24 protein-coding genes are annotated in these 20209 nt (G+C 69.1%); 10 read left to right on the top strand and 14 right to left on the bottom strand.

Annotated features, from left to right (window positions below; genetic code table 11):
* Positions 1–10: 10 nt before the first annotated feature.
* Together ACK4JY_RS02105 and ACK4JY_RS02100 are read right to left on the bottom strand one after the other, a co-directional pair.
* The gene (locus ACK4JY_RS02105) at positions 11–250 is read right to left on the bottom strand and encodes a zinc-finger domain-containing protein (protein WP_409602545.1); all 240 of its coding nucleotides are present in this window, start codon (positions 248–250) and stop codon (positions 11–13) included.
* 59 nt (positions 251–309) lie between these two features.
* A complete protein-coding gene (locus ACK4JY_RS02100; RefSeq protein ID WP_409602544.1) occupies positions 310–564 on the bottom strand; it encodes a hypothetical protein in 255 nt (84 codons plus the stop codon).
* 158 nt (positions 565–722) lie between these two features.
* On the opposite strand from ACK4JY_RS02100, the gene ACK4JY_RS02095 reads away from it, so the two are divergent.
* A complete protein-coding gene (locus tag ACK4JY_RS02095; RefSeq protein ID WP_409602543.1) occupies positions 723–1697 on the top strand; it encodes an ABC transporter ATP-binding protein in 975 nt (324 codons plus the stop codon).
* A 78-nt stretch (positions 1698–1775) separates the two neighbouring features.
* On the opposite strand, the gene ACK4JY_RS02090 is transcribed toward ACK4JY_RS02095, so the two are convergent.
* The 3 genes from ACK4JY_RS02090 to ACK4JY_RS02080 are packed head-to-tail and all read right to left on the bottom strand — an operon-like array spanning position 1776 to position 4172.
* Positions 1776–2171: a Tat pathway signal protein gene (locus ACK4JY_RS02090; protein ID WP_409602542.1), complete on the bottom strand. Its 396-nt coding sequence runs from the start codon at positions 2169–2171 to the stop codon at positions 1776–1778.
* Between the two features lie 34 nt (positions 2172–2205).
* Positions 2206–3210 carry a biotin synthase BioB gene (gene bioB / locus ACK4JY_RS02085; protein ID WP_409602541.1) on the bottom strand — a complete coding sequence of 335 codons (1005 nt, stop codon included), beginning with the start codon at positions 3208–3210 and terminating at the stop codon, positions 2206–2208.
* 38 nt (positions 3211–3248) lie between these two features.
* Positions 3249–4172 (bottom strand): aspartyl protease family protein, encoded by a 924-nt coding sequence (locus ACK4JY_RS02080; RefSeq protein ID WP_409602540.1) that lies wholly within the window; start codon positions 4170–4172, stop codon positions 3249–3251.
* Positions 4173–4340: 168 nt separating this feature from the next.
* Between ACK4JY_RS02080 and ahcY the strand changes: the two genes are divergently transcribed.
* Entirely contained in the window at positions 4341–5732 is a 1392-nt protein-coding gene (gene ahcY / locus ACK4JY_RS02075; protein ID WP_409602539.1) for an adenosylhomocysteinase, read from the top strand.
* Between the two features lie 77 nt (positions 5733–5809).
* On the opposite strand, the gene ACK4JY_RS02070 is transcribed toward ahcY, so the two are convergent.
* Positions 5810–8242 (bottom strand): TonB-dependent receptor domain-containing protein, encoded by a 2433-nt coding sequence (locus tag ACK4JY_RS02070; RefSeq protein WP_409602538.1) that lies wholly within the window; start codon positions 8240–8242, stop codon positions 5810–5812.
* A 136-nt stretch (positions 8243–8378) separates the two neighbouring features.
* Here ACK4JY_RS02070 and ACK4JY_RS02065 point away from each other — a divergent pair, with 136 nt between their 5' ends.
* Positions 8379–8585, top strand: a complete 207-nt coding sequence (locus tag ACK4JY_RS02065; protein ID WP_409602537.1) for a twin transmembrane helix small protein — start codon at positions 8379–8381, stop codon at positions 8583–8585.
* Positions 8586–8589: 4 nt separating this feature from the next.
* The gene (locus ACK4JY_RS02060) at positions 8590–9162 is read left to right on the top strand and encodes a cob(I)yrinic acid a,c-diamide adenosyltransferase (protein WP_409602536.1); all 573 of its coding nucleotides are present in this window, start codon (positions 8590–8592) and stop codon (positions 9160–9162) included.
* A gap of 7 nt (positions 9163–9169) precedes the next feature.
* Here the strand turns inward: ACK4JY_RS02060 and ACK4JY_RS02055 are convergent, their stop codons facing one another.
* Entirely contained in the window at positions 9170–9502 is a 333-nt protein-coding gene (locus ACK4JY_RS02055; protein ID WP_409602535.1) for a hypothetical protein, read from the bottom strand.
* 111 nt (positions 9503–9613) lie between these two features.
* On the opposite strand from ACK4JY_RS02055, the gene ACK4JY_RS02050 reads away from it, so the two are divergent.
* The 5 genes from ACK4JY_RS02050 (at position 9614) to hslU (ending at position 15704) form a co-directional block, all read left to right on the top strand.
* A complete protein-coding gene (locus ACK4JY_RS02050; protein ID WP_409602534.1) occupies positions 9614–10378 on the top strand; it encodes an electron transfer flavoprotein subunit beta/FixA family protein in 765 nt (254 codons plus the stop codon).
* Positions 10378–11307: an electron transfer flavoprotein subunit alpha/FixB family protein gene (locus ACK4JY_RS02045; RefSeq protein WP_409602533.1), complete on the top strand. Its 930-nt coding sequence runs from the start codon at positions 10378–10380 to the stop codon at positions 11305–11307. The genes ACK4JY_RS02050 and ACK4JY_RS02045 overlap by 1 nt, the downstream gene beginning before the upstream one ends.
* 143 nt (positions 11308–11450) lie before the next feature.
* Positions 11451–12944 (top strand): amidohydrolase, encoded by a 1494-nt coding sequence (locus tag ACK4JY_RS02040; protein ID WP_409602532.1) that lies wholly within the window; start codon positions 11451–11453, stop codon positions 12942–12944.
* Entirely contained in the window at positions 12944–14296 is a 1353-nt protein-coding gene (locus ACK4JY_RS02035) for an amidohydrolase family protein (RefSeq protein ID WP_409602531.1), read from the top strand. The genes ACK4JY_RS02040 and ACK4JY_RS02035 overlap by 1 nt, the downstream gene beginning before the upstream one ends.
* A 106-nt stretch (positions 14297–14402) precedes the next feature.
* Entirely contained in the window at positions 14403–15704 is a 1302-nt protein-coding gene (hslU, locus tag ACK4JY_RS02030; protein WP_409602530.1) for an ATP-dependent protease ATPase subunit HslU, read from the top strand.
* 100 nt (positions 15705–15804) lie between these two features.
* Here the strand turns inward: hslU and ACK4JY_RS02025 are convergent, their stop codons facing one another.
* Positions 15805–16182, bottom strand: coding sequence for a hypothetical protein (locus tag ACK4JY_RS02025; RefSeq protein ID WP_409602529.1), 378 nt, complete (start codon positions 16180–16182; stop codon positions 15805–15807).
* 169 nt (positions 16183–16351) lie between these two features.
* Here ACK4JY_RS02025 and mmcB point away from each other — a divergent pair, with 169 nt between their 5' ends.
* On the top strand, positions 16352–16810 hold the full coding sequence (gene mmcB / locus ACK4JY_RS02020) for a DNA repair putative endonuclease MmcB (protein ID WP_409602528.1): 459 nt from the start codon (positions 16352–16354) through the stop codon (positions 16808–16810).
* Here mmcB and ACK4JY_RS02015 read toward each other — a convergent pair.
* From ACK4JY_RS02015 to ACK4JY_RS01990, 6 genes are all read right to left on the bottom strand, one after another.
* A complete protein-coding gene (locus ACK4JY_RS02015; RefSeq protein ID WP_409602527.1) occupies positions 16795–17271 on the bottom strand; it encodes a COG3650 family protein in 477 nt (158 codons plus the stop codon). The genes mmcB and ACK4JY_RS02015 overlap by 16 nt on opposite strands.
* A gap of 74 nt (positions 17272–17345) precedes the next feature.
* Positions 17346–17876: a CHAP domain-containing protein gene (locus ACK4JY_RS02010; RefSeq protein ID WP_409602526.1), complete on the bottom strand. Its 531-nt coding sequence runs from the start codon at positions 17874–17876 to the stop codon at positions 17346–17348.
* A 35-nt stretch (positions 17877–17911) separates the two neighbouring features.
* Positions 17912–19063 carry an acyltransferase family protein gene (locus tag ACK4JY_RS02005; protein WP_409602525.1) on the bottom strand — a complete coding sequence of 384 codons (1152 nt, stop codon included), beginning with the start codon at positions 19061–19063 and terminating at the stop codon, positions 17912–17914.
* A gap of 36 nt (positions 19064–19099) precedes the next feature.
* Positions 19100–19471: a hypothetical protein gene (locus ACK4JY_RS02000; protein ID WP_409602524.1), complete on the bottom strand. Its 372-nt coding sequence runs from the start codon at positions 19469–19471 to the stop codon at positions 19100–19102.
* Positions 19472–19537: 66 nt separating this feature from the next.
* Positions 19538–19813 carry a KTSC domain-containing protein gene (locus ACK4JY_RS01995; protein ID WP_409602523.1) on the bottom strand — a complete coding sequence of 92 codons (276 nt, stop codon included), beginning with the start codon at positions 19811–19813 and terminating at the stop codon, positions 19538–19540.
* Positions 19813–20193, bottom strand: coding sequence for a DUF3597 domain-containing protein (locus tag ACK4JY_RS01990; RefSeq protein WP_409602522.1), 381 nt, complete (start codon positions 20191–20193; stop codon positions 19813–19815). The genes ACK4JY_RS01995 and ACK4JY_RS01990 overlap by 1 nt, the downstream gene beginning before the upstream one ends.
* Positions 20194–20209 lie beyond the last annotated feature (16 nt).

Below are 20209 nucleotides of genomic sequence, written 5' to 3'. Positions count from 1 at the left end.
GGGCATCGACCTAGTGCGCTTCGGGCGGCCGCGCGGCGGGGCTGAAATATTCGCTCTCGGGCTGCGGATGCGCCGACAGCACAAAGCGCCGGTCGCAATAGCCGCACTCGACGAAGTCGTCCTCGCCCATGTCCATATAGACCAGCGGATGGCCGAGGGCTCCGCCGCCGCCGTCGCAGGCCACGCGCTTGCTCGAGACCACGATCTCTTCCGGCGGCGGGATGATCGCATCGGGATGACGGGGCGGCATGATCGACCTTGGGGCTGGGGCGGGCGTCGGCGACTCCCTAGGCGGGGCCGCGCGCCGCGTCAAACCTCGCGCGGCTTGCGCCCGAACAGCCGGTCGATCAGGGCCTTGCGCCGTTTGAAGATGGTCCAGCCCAGCGAGGCGGCGGCGACCCACAGGCCGATCTCCCCGACCAGTGCCGCCGGACCGCCCCACAGCAGCGCCTCGCGCAGCTCCAGATGGCCCGTCTTGTACAGCACCGTGGCGAGCACGGCGCCGCCATAGCCGAGCAGGCAAACCCCGAAGGCGCTCCAGCCAATCAAACGGGTCCGGGACATCTGTTTTCCTCCGCAAACAATGCTGTTCACAATGTCAAGGAAACTAGACACGCCGAGGCCAGATGTAAAGCGTCTTTGACAGAGCTCCGGTCCGGCGGGGGCTTGGCCCCGGCCGGTCCCGCGCCTACCTAGGCGAACCGTCCCGTCGAAAGCCGCCCATGACCGATCCCGCCGCCCTTCCCGTCAACGCCATCGAGGTTCACGGGCTGGAGAAGACCTACGCCGGCAACAAGAAGTCGCCGCCCAAGGTCGCCCTGCGCGGTGTCGACCTGGTCATTCCGCGCGGCTCGATGTTCGGCCTGCTGGGTCCCAACGGCGCCGGCAAGTCGACCCTGATCAACATCCTCGCCGGCATCGTCAACAAGACCGGCGGCACGGCCGCCATCTGGGGCCGCGACATCGACAAACAGCCGCGCGACGCCCGCGCCGCCCTCGGCGTGGTGCCGCAGGAGATCGTCGCCGACGTCTTCTTCACCCCGCGCGAGGCGCTGGAGGTCCAGGCCGGCTTCTACGGCGTACCGGCCCAAGAGCGCCGCTCCGACGAACTGCTGGCCGCGCTGGGCCTCAGCGACAAGGCCCACGCCTATGTCCGCGCCCTGTCCGGCGGCATGAAGCGCCGGCTGATGGTGGCCAAGGCCCTGGTGCACAATCCGCCGATCCTGATCCTCGACGAGCCGACCGCCGGCGTCGACGTCGAGCTGCGCCGGCAGCTGTGGGAATACGTCCGCCGCATCAACGCCGAGGGCGTCACCATCCTGCTGACCACCCACTATCTGGAGGAGGCGCAGGAGCTCTGCGACACTATCGCCATCATGAACCGCGGCGAGGTGGTGGCCTGCGAACCGACGCCCCAGTTGCTGCGCCGGCTCGACACCCGCAATGTGGTCGTCACGCCCGAGCACGTGCTGGACGGCCTGCCGAAACTGAAGGGCTTCGAGGCGGTCGCGCGGCCCAACGGCGCCTTCGTCGTCACCTACCGCAAGGGCCAGTCCTCGGTGGAGCAGGTGCTGGCCGCCGTGCGCGCGGCGGGCGTCACCATCGCCGACATCACGACCGAGGATCCCGATCTGGAAGACGTCTTCCTCGCGCTGACCTATGGCGACGCGAGCGCGGTAGATCCGACGAGGGACTAGGCAGCAGGCAACAGGCAGCAGGCAACAGGAAGAAACCCGCCGCCGGCTTCACGCGCGATGCTCCTGCTGCCTGATGCCTCAGACGACCATCACCGTGCCGATCAGCAGCCGCGCCCCGGCGCGACCCAGAGTCGTATTGGTCGCGGCCTGGAGCTGGGCGATCAGCCGCTCCACGTCCGGCGGGGCGCCCGGCAACAGGCCATTGGCAGCCTGCTGCACGACCGCCGCATAGGCGGCGCGCAGCCGGGGGGCCGACTGCCCGACCCGCGTGCGCAGGGCGGCGTCGGGCGTATCGAGGCCGATCTCGACGGTCATCACCCCACGCCCGCCGCCCGCGCGCCCGGCATTGGCCGTGACGGTCGGCAGGGCCAGATAGCTGGCCTCGGGCGCGCCCTTGGCGTCACCTGCGGCCGCCGGGCCGGCAGAGGCAGTGGCGGCGACAGCGGTTAGGCCGAGAAGAGAGCGACGATTCATGCCGCCACGCTGGCACACGGCGCTTAAGGCCCGGTTACGCCGCCGCGACCCTCGCGTCCGCCGCCTTCGGCTCCATCGGCCTCAGGTCCAGCAGGGCGAACAGGGCCGCGTCCTCGTCCTGTTCCGGATTGGGCGTGGTCAGCAGCCGGCCGCCGACGAAGATCGAATTGGCTCCGGCCAGGAAGCACAGCGCCTGCATCTCCGGGCTCATCGTCTCGCGCCCGGCCGACAGCCGCACCATCGCCTTCGGACAGACCAGCCGGGCCACCGCCACGGTGCGCACGAACTCGATCGGATCGATCTCGCCCTCACGCTTGACCCGCTCGCCCAGCGGCGTGCCCGTCACCGGCACCAGCGCATTGACCGGCAGGCTGTCGGGGTGTTCCGGCAAGGTCGCCAGGGCGTGCAGCAGGCTGGCCCGGTCGCGCCGCGCCTCGCCCATGCCGACGATGCCGCCGCAGCAGGTGCTCATCCCCGCCGCCCGCACATGGGCCAGGGTGTCCAGCCGATCCTGATACGTCCGCGTGGTCACCACCTCGGCGTAATACTCCGGGCCGGTGTCCAGGTTGTGGTTGTAGTAATCCAGCCCCGCCGCCTTCAGCTGCCGCGCCTGATCCGCCGTCAGCATGCCCAGGGTCGCGCAGGTCTCCAGCCCCAAGGCCTTCACGCCGGCGATCATCGTCGCCAGCTTCGGCGTGTTGCGGTCCTTCAGCTCCCGCCAAGCTGCGCCCATGCAGAAGCGGCTGGCCCCGCCGGCCTTCGCCGCCATCGCCTCGGCCATCACCACCGTGGCGTCCATCAGCTTTTCCGCCTTCAGCCCGGTCTGGAAACTGGCCGACTGTGAGCAGTAGCCGCAATTCTCGGCGCAGCCGCCGGTCTTGATCGACAGCAGCTGGCTCTTCTGCACCTCTGACGGATCGAACCAGCGCCGGTGCACGCGCGCGGCCTCGAACACCAGTTCCATGAATGGTCGCCCGAACAGGGCCTCGACCTCTTGCAGGGTCCAGTCGTGGCGGGGGATCGAAAGGTCAGGGCTCATTTCGCCTTCCTTTGCTCCGCCGCGCGCGCAGGGGCAAGTCAGAGCTCGAACAGAACCTCGCCACGCCCCAGATCAATCGCCACGCTTTCGAACTGGCTGAGCAGGTCGATGCCCATCAGGAAGGCCGGCCTGTTCGCCAGTCCCCAAAGGTCGAAGGTATGATAATCCCCGACCAGCATGGGCGTGCCCAGAAGGCTCAGACCGGCGAACTGCACATTCGGGAAGATCATCAGCGTCGCCCCGGCCGAGCGGCCCGTCGGCGAGAGCACCCGGTTGGCTCCGCCGTCTCCCACGACGACGGGCAGGGCTCCCGCCGCCCGGGCGAGGGCGGTGTTGGCGATGCTGACCAGGGCGCCCGTGTCGACGATCGCCAGGGCCGACTCGCCGTTCAGCCGCGCCTCGATCATCAACAGCCCGAAGCGCTGCCCCGCCGCGCGCACCATGCGAGCCGTCGGTCGCGGGCCGTCCAGATAGCCCCCGGGGGTGCGCCGCGAGCGTGACACGCGGAGTCTCCGCGCGCCCCTGAAGGCCAGATCCAGCCGCAACCCGGCCAGCAGATCCACCCCCAGCAGCCCGTCGAGACCGCCCATGGCGCGCCGCGAAGCGACCGCCAGCCTCGGCTCCGGCACGTCGAGCGCGCCGGTCTGCAGGCGCCCGGCCCGGACCGTCCTGACCACTTCGCGGGCGATCAATGTATGCATGCCGATATCGGGCCCGGGGCGCAGCGCCAGCGGCTCGACCAGGTCGGAGGCAATCACCGAGGCGTTGGCAGCGCTGTCGACGGCGAAGGCGTAGGGTCCGCCCGCGTCGATCCGCACCGGAGCGGTGAGCCAGCCGCGATGCCGGGCCTCAACGGCGAAGTCCTGCGACGCAGGGGACGGAGCCCCGTCCCGCCCCGACGGCGGGGGTACGATGAGCCCGAGCCCGGCCCCGGCCAGATCGCGCCGCGTCCACTCCATCATCCACGCCCCTCACCCGGCAAGGTTGGCATGGAAACCGACGGCGGGCGAAGGATATTTCGAGATCCTGGCATCGCCATATAAGGATATCCTTATGTGTTTCTTGCCGAGAGGCCGAGGGACGGCTATAGGGCGCCACCCGCACCCGCTGCGAACCACCCGGAGCCGCCCGTGACCGACTACATCGTCCGCGACATCTCCCTGGCCGCCTTTGGCGACAAGGAAATCGCCATCGCCGAAACCGAAATGCCGGGGCTGATGGCCCTGCGCGAGGAGTTCGGCAAGGACAAGCCGCTCAAGGGCGCGCGGATCGCCGGCAGCCTGCACATGACCATCCAGACCGCCGTGCTGATCCAGACGCTGGAAGCCTTGGGCGCCGAGGTCCGCTGGGCTTCGTGCAACATCTTCTCGACCCAGGACCACGCCGCCGCCGCCATCGCCGCCTCGGGCACGCCGGTGTTCGCCACCAAGGGCGAGACCCTGGTCGAGTACTGGGACTACGCCCACAAGATCTTCGAATGGGCGGACGGCGGCTATCCCAACCTGATCCTCGACGACGGCGGCGACGCCACCCTGCTGTGCGTGCTCGGCCCCAAGGCCGAGAAGGACATCTCGGTCCTCGCCAATCCGCAGAACGAGGAGGAGGAAGCCCTCTTCGCCGTGATGAAGCGCTACATCGCCGAAAAGCCCGGCTTCTATTCGGCCATCCGCGACGCCATCGGCGGCGTCTCGGAAGAGACCACCACCGGCGTCCACCGTCTGTACCAGATGGCCGAAAAGGGCGAGCTGCCCTTCCCCGCCATCAACGTCAACGACAGCGTCACCAAGTCCAAGTTCGACAACCTGTACGGCTGCCGTGAGAGCCTCGTCGACGCCATCCGCCGCGGCACCGACGTCATGCTGTCGGGCAAGGTTGCCGTGGTCTGCGGCTACGGCGACGTGGGCAAGGGCTCGGCCGCCTCGCTGCGTCAGGGCGGCGCCCGGGTTAAGGTCACCGAGGTCGATCCGATCTGCGCGCTGCAGGCGGCGATGGAAGGCTATGAGGTCGTCACCGTCGAGGACGTAGCCGGCGAGGCCGACATCTTCGTCACCGCCACCGGCAACAAGGACGTCCTGACCGTCGACCACATGCGGGCGATGAAGAACAACGCCATCGTCTGCAACATCGGTCACTTCGACTCGGAGATTCAGGTCGCCGGCCTGAAGAATTTCAAGTGGGACGAGATCAAGCCGCAGGTCCACCACATCGAGTTCCCGGACGGCAAGAAGATCATCCTGCTGTCGGAAGGCCGCCTGGTGAACCTGGGCAACGCCACCGGTCACCCCTCGTTCGTGATGAGCGCCAGCTTCACCAACCAGACCCTGGCCCAGATCGAACTGTGGACCAACAAGTCGAAATACGAGAACCAGGTCTACGTCCTGCCCAAGCACCTCGACGAGAAGGTCGCCATGCTCCACCTCGGCAAGCTGGGCGCCAAGCTGACCACCCTGTCGAAAGAACAGGCCGACTACATCTCGGTCCCGACCGAGGGCCCGTTCAAGCCGGATCACTACCGCTATTGATCCACCGATCGGCCCTCCGGTCGTGAACGATGGGCCGCCCCGCAGGGGCGGCCCATTTTCGTTTCGCCGCGCCGCGATCAGAACCGGGCGTTGAGGCTGAGCCAGAAGCTGCGGCCCTTGTCCTTGTTGTTGTAGTGATCGAAGAACAGGGCCTCGTTGCGGCCGCCGCCGCCAACGCTGACGTCCTGATAGTCGCCATCGCCATTCAGGTCGCGGAACTCGGCGTCATAGGTGGTGAAGTCCTCGTCCAGCAGATTGTTGACCCGGGCGTTGACGGTCAGCCAGCGGGTCAGCTCGTACGATCCGCCCAGGTTCAGCACGGTATAGCTCTTGTAATACAGGTTCTCGCCGGTGATGGCGTGCAGGCCGCGGTAGCGGTCCGAGCGCGCCTCGCCGGTCAGCAGCAGGTTGAGCCGGTCGGTCGCCTGCCAGTCCAGCGAGGCGTTGGCCATGTGCCGGGCGCTGTTGCCCAGCGGCCGGCCGATCTCGGCCCCGCTCTTCTGCTCGCTGTCCGTATAGGTGTAGTTGCCGCGCAGGCCGACGGTCTCGAGGATGCGCCAGCGCCCGGCCACCTCGACGCCCCGGATCACCACCTCGTCGATATTGGTCGCCCGGCTGGTGCTGCCATAGCCGAGGTCGGCGTATTCGCCGCTGCTGGCGCAGGCCAAGGTGGTTCCGGCGCCGCACGGCTGATTGGCGATCTTGTCCTCGAAGGTGTTGTCGAAGGCGGTGATGTTGAAGTTGTGTCCCGCCGGAGACTCCCAATAGACGGCCAGCTCGGCGCTGACGCTGGTCTCGGGCTGCAGGTCGGGGTTGCCGAACATCGGCGAGGTGCCCTGTCCGCCGAAGCCGACTATGCCGTCGTACAGCTGGGTCGTCTTGGGCGTCTTGAAGCCGGTGCTGACGCCGCCCTTGATCGTCCACTGGTCGTTCAGGCTGTAGACGCCGTAAAGGCGCGGGCTCAGATGGTCGCCGAACACCTCGTGGTCGTCGTGGCGGACCCCGGCGGTGACCGCCAGCGGTCCCGACACCTGCCAGGTGTCCTCGGCGAACAGCGACCACATATTGTGCTCCTGCTTCAGGCCCGGCGTTCCGCTCTCGATGCCGAACACCCCGTCGGTCAGCTCGCCGCGGATGACCTGGCCGCCGACGACGACGGTATGCCCCCCGGCCATCTGGAACGGCAGGGTCAGCTGGGCGTCGAGAGTGTACTGGGCGCTCTCCAGCGTGCGTTTCGGACGCGGCAGGAAGGTCTCCTCGGCGATGGCCCGGCGCTCGGCCTCGCTCAGCCCGGCATAGGCGCCCGTGCCGTCGATCATGCTCAGCAGCAGGTCCCGCTCGGCGACGGTGAAGGGCAGGGTGCGGCCGTCGTTGTTGGTGGCGACATGCGAGAGCGACACCCGGCTGTCGCCGAAACTCCACCGGCCTTCGTGCGTCAGCGACCAGGCGTCGCGGGTGAACTCCTGCTGCGGGGCGTAGCCGACCCGCGGGTTGGCCCGCCGGGTCCAGGTTCCGCCGGCGCCGGCGCAGGCGGCGGCGTTGGAGCCGCTCGCGCCGAGGCAGAAGCTGCCGGCGCTCCAGATGCTGTCGATGTTGTCGACGGTGCCGACCGGATACTCCGGATTGCCGGCGTCATTGACCTGGATGGCGTTGTTATATTCCTGCCGGGAGGTGTCGTAGTCCAGCGTCAGGGTCTGGGTCGCCGTGGGGGTGAAGGTCAGGCTGGCGCCGCTCGACATGTTCTCGTTGTCCACTGTCTTGCCGCCGCCGCCGAAGCCCAGCGAACGCACATGCTCGAAGCCGGCGGGGTCGGTGACGGTCTCATAGACCGGGTTGGAGGCGTCGCGATTGTACCAGCTGCCGCGCACGCCGAGGTTCAGCAGGCCCGGCACGAGCGGCCCGTTGGCGTAGACATCGACCGTGGTGTCATCGCCGTATTCGTCATGGGTCTCAAAGGTGCGGGCCGTCGTCACCGAGCCGCTCCAGCGATCCAGCGTGCGTTTGGTGATGATGTTGATCACCCCGCCCATGGCGTCGGCGCCGTACAGGGTCGAGGCCGGGCCGCGGATGACCTCGATCCGCTCGATCGAGTCCAGCGGCGGGATGTGGTTGAACTGGTTGCCGCCGAAATTGTTCGGATAGATGTCGCCGTGGTTGTTCTGACGGCGGCCGTTGATCAGGATCAGCGTATAGTCCGAGCCCATGCCGCGCATCGAGATCGTGCCTTGGCCGGTCTTGTCGCGCGTCTCACCGATGTCGACGCCCTCCAGATCGCGCACCGCGTCCAGCAGCGTCATGTACGGCCGGGTCTGCAGCTGCTCGACAGTGATCACGCTGATGCTGGCGGGGGCGTCGACGATCTTCTGCTCATAGCCCGCCGCCGTGACGACCAGGTCGTCCAGCCGGGTGGCCGGATCCTGCGGGATCGGCGCCTGCGCGAGGGCCGGAGCGGCGCCCAGCAACAGGGCCGCGGCCGAAACCAGCGTCGGCAGACGATGAGTGATGCGCATGAGAAGGCCCCCGTGATTTGCGAGCGCTTCTCAAGCCGATTCTGCGAACGACTTGCAAGTGAATTGTGCGAACGTGTCGCATTTTCAGTTTGGGCCGCCGCTGGCGCTGCGCCGGGCAGGGGCCTAGAACCCGGACATGGGAACCGTATTCGACATCCTGATCATCCTCGCCATCGCCGCCGTGGCCATCACCCTCGGCTTCGGAGTCCGTTCGCTGTACCAGACCGGGCCCGAGGCGCGCTCACGCTCCAACAAGCTGATGCGGCTCCGGGTCGCGTTGCAGGCCCTCGCCATCGCCCTGCTGCTGGTCGCCATGTGGTGGAAGTCCACCTACGGAGCCTGAGCCCATGGTCGTCCTCAACCGCATCTATACAAAGACCGGCGACGACGGCGAGACCCGCCTGGCCTCCGGCGAGCCGGTGTCCAAGACCGATCCGCGGGTCGAGGCCTATGGCGCCGTCGACGAGCTGAACGCCGTCATCGGCGTCGCCCGGCTGCACTCCGGCCAGAACGACCGCATCGACGCCATGCTGGCGCGGATCCAGAACGAGCTGTTCGATCTCGGCGCCGACCTCGCCACCCCGCATGACCCGGCGCCGAAATGGGAGGCGCTGCGCATCCTCGACAGCCAGGTCGAACGGCTCGAATCCGAGATCGACTGGATGAACGAGAGCCAGAAGCCGCTCGACAGCTTCATCCTGCCCGGCGGCTCGCCCCTGTCCGCCCATCTGCATCTGGCTCGCACCATCTGCCGCCGGGCCGAGCGCGACGCCTTCCGCGCCCGCGAGGCCGGCCGCGACCTTTCGCCGCCCGCGATCCGCTATCTGAACCGGCTGTCCGACCACCTGTTCGTCGCCGCCCGCCGGGCCAACGCCCACGGCGCCGACGACATCAAATGGGTCCCTGGCGCGACCCGGTGACCGCCGCCTATTGCGCCGCCAGGGCCGCGCGCTGACGGTCGGCGTCCGCGTCGCGCGCCGCCTTCGCCGCCGCCATCCGGTCCTCGATCGCCAGCAGCTCGCGGTTCTTCAGATCCGAGGCCTCGGCCCGGCTCTGGCCGATCGGCCGCCCGGTGACCTCGGCGATCGAGATCGGCCGGGCGCAGACCGAGGTCTCCGGGTCCCACCAGCCGCCGTCCGCCTCGCAGCGGTCGCCCGGGGCGACCACCAGCGCCTGCCAGGCGAACATTCCGCCCAGCATCACGGCGAAGATGGCGAAGAACAGCACGGTCAGTCGCTTCATGGTCAGCAGGCGATGCATCGATGACTTCCGTTGTTGATCCGCGGCCCGTTGACGCGGCGTTACATTGACAGGCCGGGACAGGCGTTCCATTCCCTGCCCGAACATTCCGGCCATCTCATGGACAGCGCAATGAAGGTACTCGTCCCCGTCAAACGGGTGATCGACTATAACGTCAAGGCCCGCGTCAAGGCGGACCAGACCGGCGTCGATCTGGCCAACGTCAAGATGAGCATGAATCCGTTCGACGAAATCGCCGTCGAGGAAGCGGTTCGTCTGAAGGAAGGCAAGGAGCATCACGCGGCCGGCACGGCGACCGAGATCGTCGTCGTCTCGATCGGCGTGACCCAGGCCCAGGAGACTATCCGCACCGCCCTGGCCATGGGCGCCGACCGCGGCCTGCTGATCCAGTCCGACACCGACCTCGAGCCCCTCGCCGTCGCCAAGCTGCTCAAGGCCGTGGTCGACGAGGAGAAGCCCGACCTGGTCCTGATGGGCAAACAGTCGATCGACGGCGACAACAACGCCGTCGGCCAGATGCTGGCCGCCCTGCTCGACTGGCCCCAGGCCACCTTCGCCGGCAAGCTGGTGATCGAGGGCGGCAAGGCTGTCGTGACGCGCGAAGTCGACGGCGGGCTCCAGACGCTCGCCGCGACCCTGCCGGCCGTGGTCACCGTCGACCTGCGCCTCAACACCCCGCGCTACGCCTCCCTGCCCAACATCATGAAGGCCAAGAAGAAGGAGATCGCCGTCAAGGCGGTCGCCGACTACGGCGTCGACACCGCCGCGCGCCTGACGGTGCTCAAGGTCGTCGAGCCGCCCAAGCGCGGGGCCGGCGTCAAGGTCACCGACGCGGCCGATCTGGTCGCCAAACTCAAGACCGCGGGAGCCCTGTAATGGCCGTGCTCGTCATCGCCGACCGCGACGGAGACACCGTCCGCGACACCACCCACAAGACCGTCACCGCCGCCCTGAAGCTGTCGGGCGAGGTCGATGTCCTCGTCATCGGCCAGGGCTCGAAGGCCGCCGCCGACGCCGCGGCGAAGATCGCCGGCGTTCGCAAGGTGCTGCTGGCCGAAAGCGCCGGCCTGTCCCACCAGCTGGCCGAAGCCGTCGAGGCCACCGCCCTCGGCCTCGCCGACGGCTATGACGCCATCCTCTCGCCGGCCACCACCGACGGCAAGAATTTCATGCCCCGGATCGCCGCCAAGCTGGACGTCGCCCCGATCTCGGATATCATCGAGGTCGTCTCCAACGACACCTTCGTGCGCCCGATCTACGCCGGCAACGCCCTTGAGACGATCCAGTCCTCCGACGGCAAGAAGATCATCACCGTCCGCCCGACCAATTTCGACCCCGCCGCCGAAAGCGGTTCGGCCGCCGTCGAGAGCATCGCGGGCGCCGACGCCGGCAAGTCGGCCTTCGTCAGCGAGGAGATGGTCAAGTCGGACCGTCCCGAACTGGGCGCGGCGAAGATCGTCGTCTCCGGCGGCCGCGCCCTCGGCTCGGCCGAGGAGTTCCACGCCGTCATGGACCCGCTGGCCGACAAGCTCGGCGCCGCGGTCGGGGCCTCGCGCGCGGCCGTCGACGCCGGCTACGCCCCCAACGACTACCAGGTCGGCCAGACCGGCAAGGTCGTCGCCCCGGCCCTCTACATCGCCATCGGCATCTCGGGCGCCATCCAGCATCTCGCCGGGATGAAGGACTCGAAATTCATCGTCGCCATCAACAAGGACGCCGACGCCCCGATCTTCCAGGTCGCCGACTTCGGCTGGGTCGCCGACTACAAGACGGCGGTGCCGGAGCTGATGAAGGCGCTGGGCTGACACTGAATGGGTGAGGCGGGCGCATTCCGGTCCGCCTCACCTCGCCTTACCGGTTTGTAATGTTTCCGGCCTTGTCGTGACCCCGCCGAAGCCCTTGTAATCCCCCCTCGTTCTGCGCCGCCGGCGCATCAGGGGAGCGTCCGATGATCGTCAACCGCCTGCGGGGCCCCAGCCTCGCCACCCTCGCCTGCGTGCTCGCCGGCGCCTTGGCCCTTTCGGCCTGCGCCACCACCGGCGAAGACACGCCCGCCGCCGACGGTTCGTCCGACAGCGAGGCGCGCGTGCCCCTCGCCGCCGGCCTCGACGCCGCCGCCAATCCCGATCCCTTCCCCTCGACCTATCGCGGCCTGCCGCGCGAGGACTTCGCCATCGTCGGCGCCACCGTCTTCACCGGCGCCGGCCAGCGCATCGAGAACGGCGTCGTCGTCGTCACCGGCGGCCGCCTCGCCGCCGTCGGCGGGGCCGAAACCGCCATCCCGGCCGGCCACCGCCGCATCGACGCCGCCGGCCGGTTCGTCACCCCCGGGGTGATCGACACCCACAGCCACCTCGGCGTCTATCCCTCGCCCGGCGTCCAGGGCATGAGCGACGGCAACGAGGCGACCAACCCCAACACCGCCCAGGTCTGGGCCGAACACAGCCTGTGGCCCCAGGACCCCGGCTTCAACGCCGCCCGCGCCGGCGGCGTCACCACCCTCCAGATCCTGCCCGGCTCGGCCAATCTGTTCGGCGGGCGCGGCGTCACCGTCCGCAACATCCCGTCGGTGACCATGCAGGGCATGAAGATGCCCGGCGCCCCCTACGGCCTGAAGATGGCCTGCGGCGAGAACCCCAGCCGCGTCTACGGCAGCCGCAACAGCTCGCCCGCCACGGGCATGGGCAATGTCGCCGGCTATCGCGCCGCCTTCATCGCCGCCCGCGAGTACAAGGCCAAATGGGACAAATGGCGCGACGACGGCGAGGGCTCGCCGCCGACCCGCAACCTGCAGCTGGAAACCCTCGCCGGCGTCCTCGACGGCTCGGTGCTGATCCAGAACCACTGCTACCGCGCCGACGAAATGGCCGTGATGGTCGATGTGGCGAAGGAGTTCGGCTACAGGATCACCGCCTTCCACCACGCCATCGAGGCCTACAAGGTCGCGCCCCTGCTGGCCCGCGAGGGCATCTGCGCCGACATGTGGACCGGCTGGTGGGGCTTCAAGATGGAGGCCCTCGACGGCATCGAGGCCAACGCCGCCCTCGTCGACGCCCAGCCCGGCGGCTGCGCCGTCATCCATTCCGACGACGCCGAACTGACCCAGCGACTCAACCAGGAAGCCGCCGCCGCCCTCGCCGCCGGACGCCGCATCGGCATGGACATCTCTGAAGAGCGGGCCCTGTCGTGGATCACCCTCAACCCGGCCCGGTCGCTCGGCATCGCCGACCAGACCGGCTCGCTCGAGGCCGGCAAGCGCGCCGACGTGGTCATCTGGAGCGCCAATCCGTTCAGCGTCTACGCCCGCGCCGACCAGGTCTTCATCGACGGCGGCCTCGCCTTCGACCGGATGAACCCCGCCTACCAGCCGCTGTCCGACTATGAGCTGGGCCAGCCCGGCTACGGCCTCTCCGCCGCCAACGTCGCCCAGGGAGCCCGCTGATGCGCCTCAGGACCCTCATCCTCGCGGCCGCCTCCGCAGTCGCCGTCGCCAGCCCCGCCGTGTCCCAGGAGCTCACCGCCATCACCGGCGGCCGCGTCCTGACCGGGACCTCGGTGATCGAGAACGGGACCGTCATCATTCAGAACGGCCGGGTCGTCTCGGTCGGGACCGGCGCCGCCCCCTCGGGCGCCCGCGTCATCGACGCCCACGGCAAGGTGGTCACGCCCGGCTTCGTCGCCGTCGACAGCGGCCTCGGCGGCTCGGAGATCTCCTCCGTCGGCGGCTCGGACGACCTGCGCAACGGGGCCAACACCATCAGCGCCTCGTTCGACGTCAGCTACGGCCTCGACCCGTGGTCCTTCACCCTGCCGGTCGCCCGCCTCGGCGGCATCACCCGCGCCATCGTCGTGCCAAACCATCCGGGCGGCGGGGGCGGCGGCCACCACCATGACGACAGCGACTTCGCCGGCGTCGGCGAAGGGGGCTTCCAGTCGCCCAGCCTGTTCGCCGGCCAGGCCGCCATCATCCATCTGGCGGAGGGGACCGACATCCTCGTCAAGCCGCGCGTGGCCATGGTCGCCCCGTTCGGCGAGGCCGGGGCCGGGGTCGCCGGCGGCGCCCGCGGGGCCCAGTTCACCCAGTTCAAGGAAACCCTCGCCGAGGTCCGCCTCTACGCCCGCAACAAGGCCGCCTACGACCGCGCCGGCCTGCGCGACCTTTCGCTGTCACGCGCCGACCTCGAGGCCCTGATCCCGGTCGCCAACGGCTCCCTGCCGCTGATCGTCACCGTCCGCCGCGCCGCCGACATCCAGCAGGTGCTGCGCCTCGCCCGCGAGGAAGGGGTGAAGATCATCCTCGACGGGGCCGAGGAGGGCTGGCTGGTCGCCGCCCAGATCGCCGCCGCCGATGTGCCGGTCCTGCTCAATCCGATCTCCAACCTGCCGGACAGTCTCGAAACCCGGGCCGCGCGGATGCAGAACGCCGCCGTCCTCGACGCCGCCGGTGTGACCATCGCCATCAAGGGCAATGAGGGCTCGATCCACCGCGCCCGCGAGACCCGCTACAACGCCGGCAACGCCGTCTCCCACGGCCTGTCGTATGAGTCGGCGATCGAGGCGATCACGGTCAATCCGGCCCGCATCTTCGGCATGGCCGGCCAGTTCGGCGAGCTGCGCCCCGGCGCCGCCGCCGATGTGGTCGTCTGGTCCGGCGACCCGCTGGAGCCGCTCAGCAACGCCGAGACCATCTTCATCGGCGGCGCCGAACAGGCCCCCGTCAGCCGCCAGTTCCTGTTGCGCGACCGCTACGCCGGCGGCGGCGAAGGCGCCCGGCCCCCGGCCTATCCGCGCTGAGCCCCGCGCCCCTCCCCGCGGCGGGAGGGGCGCCTCCGGCGTCGTTTGAGCGGTTCTTGACCGTCCGGCCCTCCCGGACCCGGGCCCGCCGCCCTATCTGCACTGTATGACCGACCTCTCCCCCCGCGAAATCGTCTCCGAACTCGACCGCTTCATCGTCGGCCAGGATGACGCCAAACGCGCCGTCGCCGTCGCCCTGCGCAACCGCTGGCGGCGCAAGCGCGTGCCCGAGAACCTGCGCGACGAGGTCACGCCCAAGAACATCCTGATGATCGGGCCCACCGGCGTCGGCAAGACCGAGATCGCCCGGCGGCTGGCCAGGCTGGCCGGCTCGCCCTTCCTCAAGGTCGAGGCGACCAAATTCACCGAGGTCGGCTATGTCGGCCGCGACGTTGACCAGATCATGCGCGACCTCGTCGAGGCGGCCCTGATCATGGTCCGCGACAGTCGCCGCTCTGGCGTCAAGGCGAAGGCCGAGGCGGCCGCCGAGGAGCGCATCCTCGACGCCCTCGTCGGCCCCGGCTCGCAGCCGGCGACGCGCGACAGCTTCCGCAAGAAGCTGCGCGCCGGCGAACTGGACGACAAGGAGGTCGAGCTGCAGCTGGCCGACACCGCCTCGCCGATGCAGGGCATGGACCTGCCGGGGGGCGGCGGCATCGGCATGATCAATCTGACGGAAATGCTGGGCAAGCTGGGCGGCGGGCGGACCAAGACCGTCAAGCTGCCGGTGCGCGACGCCGTCGGCCCGCTGGTCGTCGAGGAGAGCGACAAACTGCTGGATCAGGACAGCCTGACCCGCGAGGCCCTGCTGCTGGCCGAGAACGAGGGCATCGTCTTCCTCGACGAGATCGACAAGGTGGCGGCGCGTCAGGGCGCCTCGGGCGCCGACGTCAGCCGCGAGGGGGTACAGCGCGACCTGCTGCCGCTGATCGAGGGCACCACGGTGTCGACGAAATATGGGCCGGTGAAGTCCGACCATGTGCTGTTCATCGCCTCGGGCGCCTTTCATGTCGCCAAGCCGTCTGACCTGCTGCCCGAGTTGCAGGGCCGGCTGCCGATCCGCGTCGAGCTCAAGGCCCTGACCCGCAACGACTTCGTGCGTATCCTGACCGAGCCCGAGGCCAATCTGATCCGCCAGAACCAGGCCCTGCTGGCCACGGAGGACGTCACCCTGACCTTCACCGACGAGGCCATCGGCGCCCTCGCCGACGCGGCGGTGGCGGCCAATTCCACGGTCGAGAACATCGGCGCCCGCCGGCTGCAGACGGTGCTGGAGCGGGTGCTGGAGGAGACCAGCTTCAAGGCCTCCGACCTCGCCGGCCAGACCATCGCCTTCGACGGCGATCAGGTGCGGGACAAGGTGGCGGACCTGGCGCGGGACGCGGATTTGAGCCGGTTTATTCTCTAGGCGCGGCTTCTGTCGGTTCAAGCCGCCCGGCTTTGGTTACAAACGCGACGCAGCGGACCAAGGGCCGGGTCGCGCCCCAGTGCGCGCCCGGCCGGTCAGATCAGGAGCTGAAGGCGCCGCGGCTGAAGCCGCCTCGAACACATTCCTTCTGTATTCCAGCCTGCTGGATGGCGTCATACTCGCCCTTCAAACGGCCGAGCTCTTCCTTCTGGTCGCCGTTGGCGAGGAAGAACAGGGCGGGCCAGAAGATAATAAGGCCGACCGTCATGGCCGCAGTGTCGTTGTTGGCGCGACTGCGCTGGTTCGCGGTCAGTTCGTTGACCTTGGCGGCAATTCGGCGGTTCTCTTCACCGAGCTGCGGACAGGTATAGTTCGCATAGTTCATCGGCGAGACGTAGCTGGCCGAAATGTTGTTGGGATGGGTGGCGCATGCGCCCAGCGTCAAGGCTGCGCCCAGCGCAACGACAGCGATCTTCATTTTGGTAGCCCCCGGGATGCTCGGCGAGTGTGCAGAGAGAATGACGGTAGCCGTCCAGAGTTGTCATTCTCCTACCCGTCTTGGTGAACGGGGCGCGCATCAGTGTTCGCCGGCGCGTCCTGCATTCAAGGCAGTTGAAAACGGAACGGAAGCCGAACATAACTCCCGCATGCCCCCCGCCGCCGTCGATATCGACCTCGTCTTCAGCCGGCCCGCGACGACCCTGTCGGTCACCCGTGGCGCGGCGCGGCTGATGGCCGACATGGGCTATGCGCCCCTGCTCGAGGTTTGCCTGCCCAACGGCCGGCGCGCCGACGTCATGGCCCTGGGCCCGCGCGGCGAGATCGCCATCTGCGAGGTCAAGTCGGGGCTGGAGGACTTCCGCGTCGATCGCAAATGGGGCGAGTACCGGCCGTATTGCGACCTGTTCTATTTCGCCGTGGCGCCCGAGTTCCCGTCAGACATCCTGCCGGATGAGCCCGGCCTGATCGTCGCCGACGGCTTCGGCGGGGCGGTGGTGCGCGACGCCTGCGCCGCGCCGCTGGCCCCGGCCCGGCGCAAGGCCCTGACGATCGCCTTCGCCCGGCTGGGGGCGCTGCGTACGCTGCGGGATCAGACGGCGGGCTGAGGCGTGTCGACCACCAGGCCGCTCTCGCCTGCCGCGTTGATCGCCGAGACGGAGGCGGCGCATCCGGTCAGCGTCTCTTCGCCGACCTTGACCAGAGCGGTCAGCGGGTAGGTGCGGTCGCTCATGCCGTCGCTGCATTCCGTCGCGGTGAGGGTGACGGACAGGGGGGCGCCCGCAGTGGTGGTCGCTTCCCAGATGGCCATGGTGCCCTGGATCACCGGCGCAGACCGCGGCGCGCGCTGCTCGGGCCGGTCGACGCCCGAGTACACCAGCTCCGACCCGGTCAGCTCGACCGCCCAGAACGGCTCCGTGCCCAGCGCCCGCAGCGGCGCGGTCAGATCGACGCCGGCCAGCACGGGCGCAGCCTCGGGCGCCGCTTCGGATGCGGCGGGCGCCTCCGCTGAGGGTGAACAGGCGGACAGGCCAAAAAGGGCGAGGGCGGTCAGGGCGAAGGCGCGCATGGATATCTCCAGGGGGCCGGAATGGAGCGCGGGACAGGGCGCCACGTCAAGCGTCGCCGCGACGTAGATCGGGGTCAGGGCTGGCCGGCGGCGCCGTGCGAGACCGAGGCCATCAGCACGCCGTCGGACGGCTGGATCGGGGCCTTATGGATGAAGCCCCAGGTCGGATAGACGCTGGTGCCCAGGTCGTTGATCGGATTGTACCAGACCTTGACGGCGGTCCAGTCGCCCTTGTCGGAGACGTCGACGACGGTGACATTCTCCTCGACCTTGCCGCGGCTGCCGCCCCAGTTGGCGTGGGTGACGCGGATGACCCGGTCGGTCAGCACCTCGGAGACGACGGCGACGTGGCCGCGGCTCATCCGGCCGCTGGGCTGGAAGGCGAGGACCGAGCCGGTGCGCGGGCGTTCGCTGGTCTGGAAACGGTCGCGGGCCTGGGTCCACCATGTGTGGGCGTCGCCGAAGATCTCGATGCCCGAGAACATCCGGGCGAAGGTGACGCACTGCCAGTACGGCTCTCCGGCCTTCGCGGCGGGGGCCATGCCGCCCAGCGCAAAAAATCCGAGGGTCGCCGCAACCGCGGCGGCTTTGAGCCGTTTCATCATGCTGGCGTGTTTCCCGACTGCCTCTGGAATCAGCCTTAGACGATAGTTTCAGAGGGTTGAAGAACCCTTTCAGGCGAATTCGCCTCGGGCCCTTCTGTCGGGCCAGCTGAGCCATTGCGCCTCGCCATACCCCGCAAGGCCTTGCGGGCCGGGCGTTCGACCAGGTGGTAGGTCAGGGCGGCGGCTGCCGGAATCGCCGCCAGAACCGCCAGCCACACAATCACGTGAAGACTTTTGTCCTCCGCCCCGGTCAGCCGCGCCGCGACATTGACGCCCAGCAGCAGCACCGGCGCGCACACCATATAGATGGAGTATGAAATCTCGCCGAGATAGACGCCCGGCTTCGAGGCGAAGACGCCGGCCCGCTCGTTTTCCACCCCGGCAAGCCCCAGGATCAGTCCTCCGGCCAGCAGCACCACGATCGGGTCCCACAGGCCCAGCGAGGCGCTGACCAGCAGGCCGACGCCGCAGGCCAGGGCGATCCAGCCGCCGTGGCGCACCGGCGCGCGGCGGTGGATCAGATACAGGGCGCAGCCGAGGGCGAAGCACGGCACGATCCGCAGCGCGCCCCAGCGGAAGGTCGCCTCGGTCAGCGAGAACCCCGCTAGCGGCTCGAACACGGCGTACAGGGCCACGGCGCCGACCGCGGCGAGGGCCGCGGCCAGCAACGGCCGCTCGCGCATCCGCCATGCCACGAATGCGAAGGCGGGGAAGCTCAGATAGGCGAACCACTCGGCCGAGATCGACCACGACGGGTGGTTGAACGCCGCGCTCGAGGCCAGGCCCCAGGCGTGGGTCAGGCTCAGATGCGCCGGCAGCGAGCGCCAGTCCAGCAGGCTGTCGCTGACCGTCAGACCGGCGACGGTGGCCCCGATCCCCAGCGCGATCATGCCGGCCAGGGTCACCAGATGCAGCGGATAGACCCGCGCGATCCGCGCCCACAGAAAGCCGCGGTAGCTGAAACCGCCGGCGCGGCCGCGGCCCGCCGCCTCGAGATAGACGTGGCTGAGGATGAAGCCCGACAGGACGAAGAAAACCTCGACGCCGAGATAGCCCTTGGTCACCGCCACCGGGACGAAGGCGACGTCGAGGTGCGGCCAGGCCGTGTACAGCACCACCCACAGGGCGGCGAGGAACCTCAAGGTGGTGAGGGCGCGCAGGTCGGGGGGCGTCTGGACGGGCGTCATGGCCCGCCAGACTGGGCGCTCAGGCTCTAGGAACCGTTAAGCGCCGCACTGCGAGGGTTTGGGCTCGTCCGGTTTGTACATGGCGCACGACCGGTCGATCTCGCCTTGGATCATGGCGCAGGGATTGGCGCTGTTGCACGGCGGCCGGGTCGCCGGACTGACCATGATGCAGCGCTCGACCAGCTTCGCCGAGGCCTCGGCGCCGATCTCGGCGAGACAAGAGCCAGCCGCCCCGCCGGCGGCCACGACGGGATCGACCTCCTCCTGCGGCGGGGCGTCGACCGGCATTTCCGGGGCCGGAGCCAGCGCCGTGGCCTCCGCCGGCTCGGCCGCGGGCGCATCGGCGGGTTGTTGGCAACCGGCGACCATGGCGGTCATGGCCACAAGGGCGAGAAGGGTCCGGCGCATCCAGTCTCTCCGATCGATCATGAAGCGCCACCATAGGCATGGTTCGCCACGGTGCGATAGCGGCCCTCACCCGCAGCGCCAATCCCGCTCGATCCGGCGAAACGGGTATCGGTCGCGAATGTTCGGCCCGAAGAACTGGCCTTTGGAAAAGGCCTCGCGGAAGGCGGCGTTCACCTCGGGCGGCACGCCGTCGTACTCATACACCTCGCCGCTGACGAAGGTGACGCGCAGGCAGCGACGCGGCTCGTCATAGCTGAAGCGGCGGATGACGCTGGAGGGCATCCGGGCTGAACGCCGCGTCGCGCCGACGGCTCCGGCCTGCGGAGCCGTCGGCGGTCGCATCAGTCGCGCAGCGAGTCCGGCACCAGGCCGCCGTTCTCGGCCAGCTTGCGCCAGACCGCCTTCGACAGGGCGATGTTCTGTTCGGCGCTGCCGTGCGGCCCGGCGTTGACGCCCAGCTCCTGGGCCAGGTCCTTGCGCGCCTCGAGGCTGGAGTCGAGACCCAGCAGCTTCAGCAGGTCGACGATCGAGGTGCGCCAGTTGCCGGCGCTCTCGCCCTTCATCTCGGCCATGGAGACCAGCACGGCCTCGACATCGACGGGCGCGGCGGCCACCCGGGCGGCGGGCGCGGCCGGGGCCGCCGAGGGGCTGGTCTGCGGAGCCGGCGCCGCCTTTGGCTTGTGACCCCGGATCCGGTCCCAGATCGAACTGAAGATGCTCATGACGCGCGTCCCTTGT

The sequence above is a fragment of the Brevundimonas sp. genome, assembly GCF_046295595.1.
Classification (GTDB): domain Bacteria; phylum Pseudomonadota; class Alphaproteobacteria; order Caulobacterales; family Caulobacteraceae; genus Brevundimonas.
This window is presented reverse-complemented; position numbering and strand designations above follow the sequence as displayed.

What these genes read in the sequence shown, in the direction of transcription:
- ACK4JY_RS02000 (WP_409602524.1), bottom strand. Translation starts at nt 19,471, where the DNA reads ATGCGCCGGACCCTTCTCGCCCTTGTGGCCATGACCGCCATGGTCGCC.
- ACK4JY_RS02005 (WP_409602525.1), bottom strand. Translation starts at nt 19,063, where the DNA reads ATGACGCCCGTCCAGACGCCCCCCGACCTGCGCGCCCTCACCACCTTG.
- ACK4JY_RS01990 (WP_409602522.1), bottom strand. Translation starts at nt 20,193, where the DNA reads ATGAGCATCTTCAGTTCGATCTGGGACCGGATCCGGGGTCACAAGCCA.
- ACK4JY_RS02080 (WP_409602540.1), bottom strand. Translation starts at nt 4,172, where the DNA reads ATGATGGAGTGGACGCGGCGCGATCTGGCCGGGGCCGGGCTCGGGCTC.
- mmcB (WP_409602528.1), top strand. Translation starts at nt 16,352, where the DNA reads ATGCCCCCCGCCGCCGTCGATATCGACCTCGTCTTCAGCCGGCCCGCG.
- ACK4JY_RS02050 (WP_409602534.1), top strand. Translation starts at nt 9,614, where the DNA reads ATGAAGGTACTCGTCCCCGTCAAACGGGTGATCGACTATAACGTCAAG.
- ACK4JY_RS02090 (WP_409602542.1), bottom strand. Translation starts at nt 2,171, where the DNA reads ATGAATCGTCGCTCTCTTCTCGGCCTAACCGCTGTCGCCGCCACTGCC.
- ACK4JY_RS02015 (WP_409602527.1), bottom strand. Translation starts at nt 17,271, where the DNA reads ATGCGCGCCTTCGCCCTGACCGCCCTCGCCCTTTTTGGCCTGTCCGCC.
- ACK4JY_RS02045 (WP_409602533.1), top strand. Translation starts at nt 10,378, where the DNA reads ATGGCCGTGCTCGTCATCGCCGACCGCGACGGAGACACCGTCCGCGAC.
- ACK4JY_RS02095 (WP_409602543.1), top strand. Translation starts at nt 723, where the DNA reads ATGACCGATCCCGCCGCCCTTCCCGTCAACGCCATCGAGGTTCACGGG.
- ACK4JY_RS02025 (WP_409602529.1), bottom strand. Translation starts at nt 16,182, where the DNA reads ATGAAGATCGCTGTCGTTGCGCTGGGCGCAGCCTTGACGCTGGGCGCA.
- ACK4JY_RS02105 (WP_409602545.1), bottom strand. Translation starts at nt 250, where the DNA reads ATGCCGCCCCGTCATCCCGATGCGATCATCCCGCCGCCGGAAGAGATC.
- ACK4JY_RS02055 (WP_409602535.1), bottom strand. Translation starts at nt 9,502, where the DNA reads ATGCATCGCCTGCTGACCATGAAGCGACTGACCGTGCTGTTCTTCGCC.
- ACK4JY_RS02010 (WP_409602526.1), bottom strand. Translation starts at nt 17,876, where the DNA reads ATGATGAAACGGCTCAAAGCCGCCGCGGTTGCGGCGACCCTCGGATTT.
- ACK4JY_RS01995 (WP_409602523.1), bottom strand. Translation starts at nt 19,813, where the DNA reads ATGCGACCGCCGACGGCTCCGCAGGCCGGAGCCGTCGGCGCGACGCGG.
- bioB (WP_409602541.1), bottom strand. Translation starts at nt 3,210, where the DNA reads ATGAGCCCTGACCTTTCGATCCCCCGCCACGACTGGACCCTGCAAGAG.
- ACK4JY_RS02035 (WP_409602531.1), top strand. Translation starts at nt 12,944, where the DNA reads ATGCGCCTCAGGACCCTCATCCTCGCGGCCGCCTCCGCAGTCGCCGTC.
- ACK4JY_RS02065 (WP_409602537.1), top strand. Translation starts at nt 8,379, where the DNA reads ATGGGAACCGTATTCGACATCCTGATCATCCTCGCCATCGCCGCCGTG.
- hslU (WP_409602530.1), top strand. Translation starts at nt 14,403, where the DNA reads ATGACCGACCTCTCCCCCCGCGAAATCGTCTCCGAACTCGACCGCTTC.
- ACK4JY_RS02100 (WP_409602544.1), bottom strand. Translation starts at nt 564, where the DNA reads ATGTCCCGGACCCGTTTGATTGGCTGGAGCGCCTTCGGGGTTTGCCTG.
- ACK4JY_RS02060 (WP_409602536.1), top strand. Translation starts at nt 8,590, where the DNA reads ATGGTCGTCCTCAACCGCATCTATACAAAGACCGGCGACGACGGCGAG.
- ACK4JY_RS02070 (WP_409602538.1), bottom strand. Translation starts at nt 8,242, where the DNA reads ATGCGCATCACTCATCGTCTGCCGACGCTGGTTTCGGCCGCGGCCCTG.
- ACK4JY_RS02040 (WP_409602532.1), top strand. Translation starts at nt 11,451, where the DNA reads ATGATCGTCAACCGCCTGCGGGGCCCCAGCCTCGCCACCCTCGCCTGC.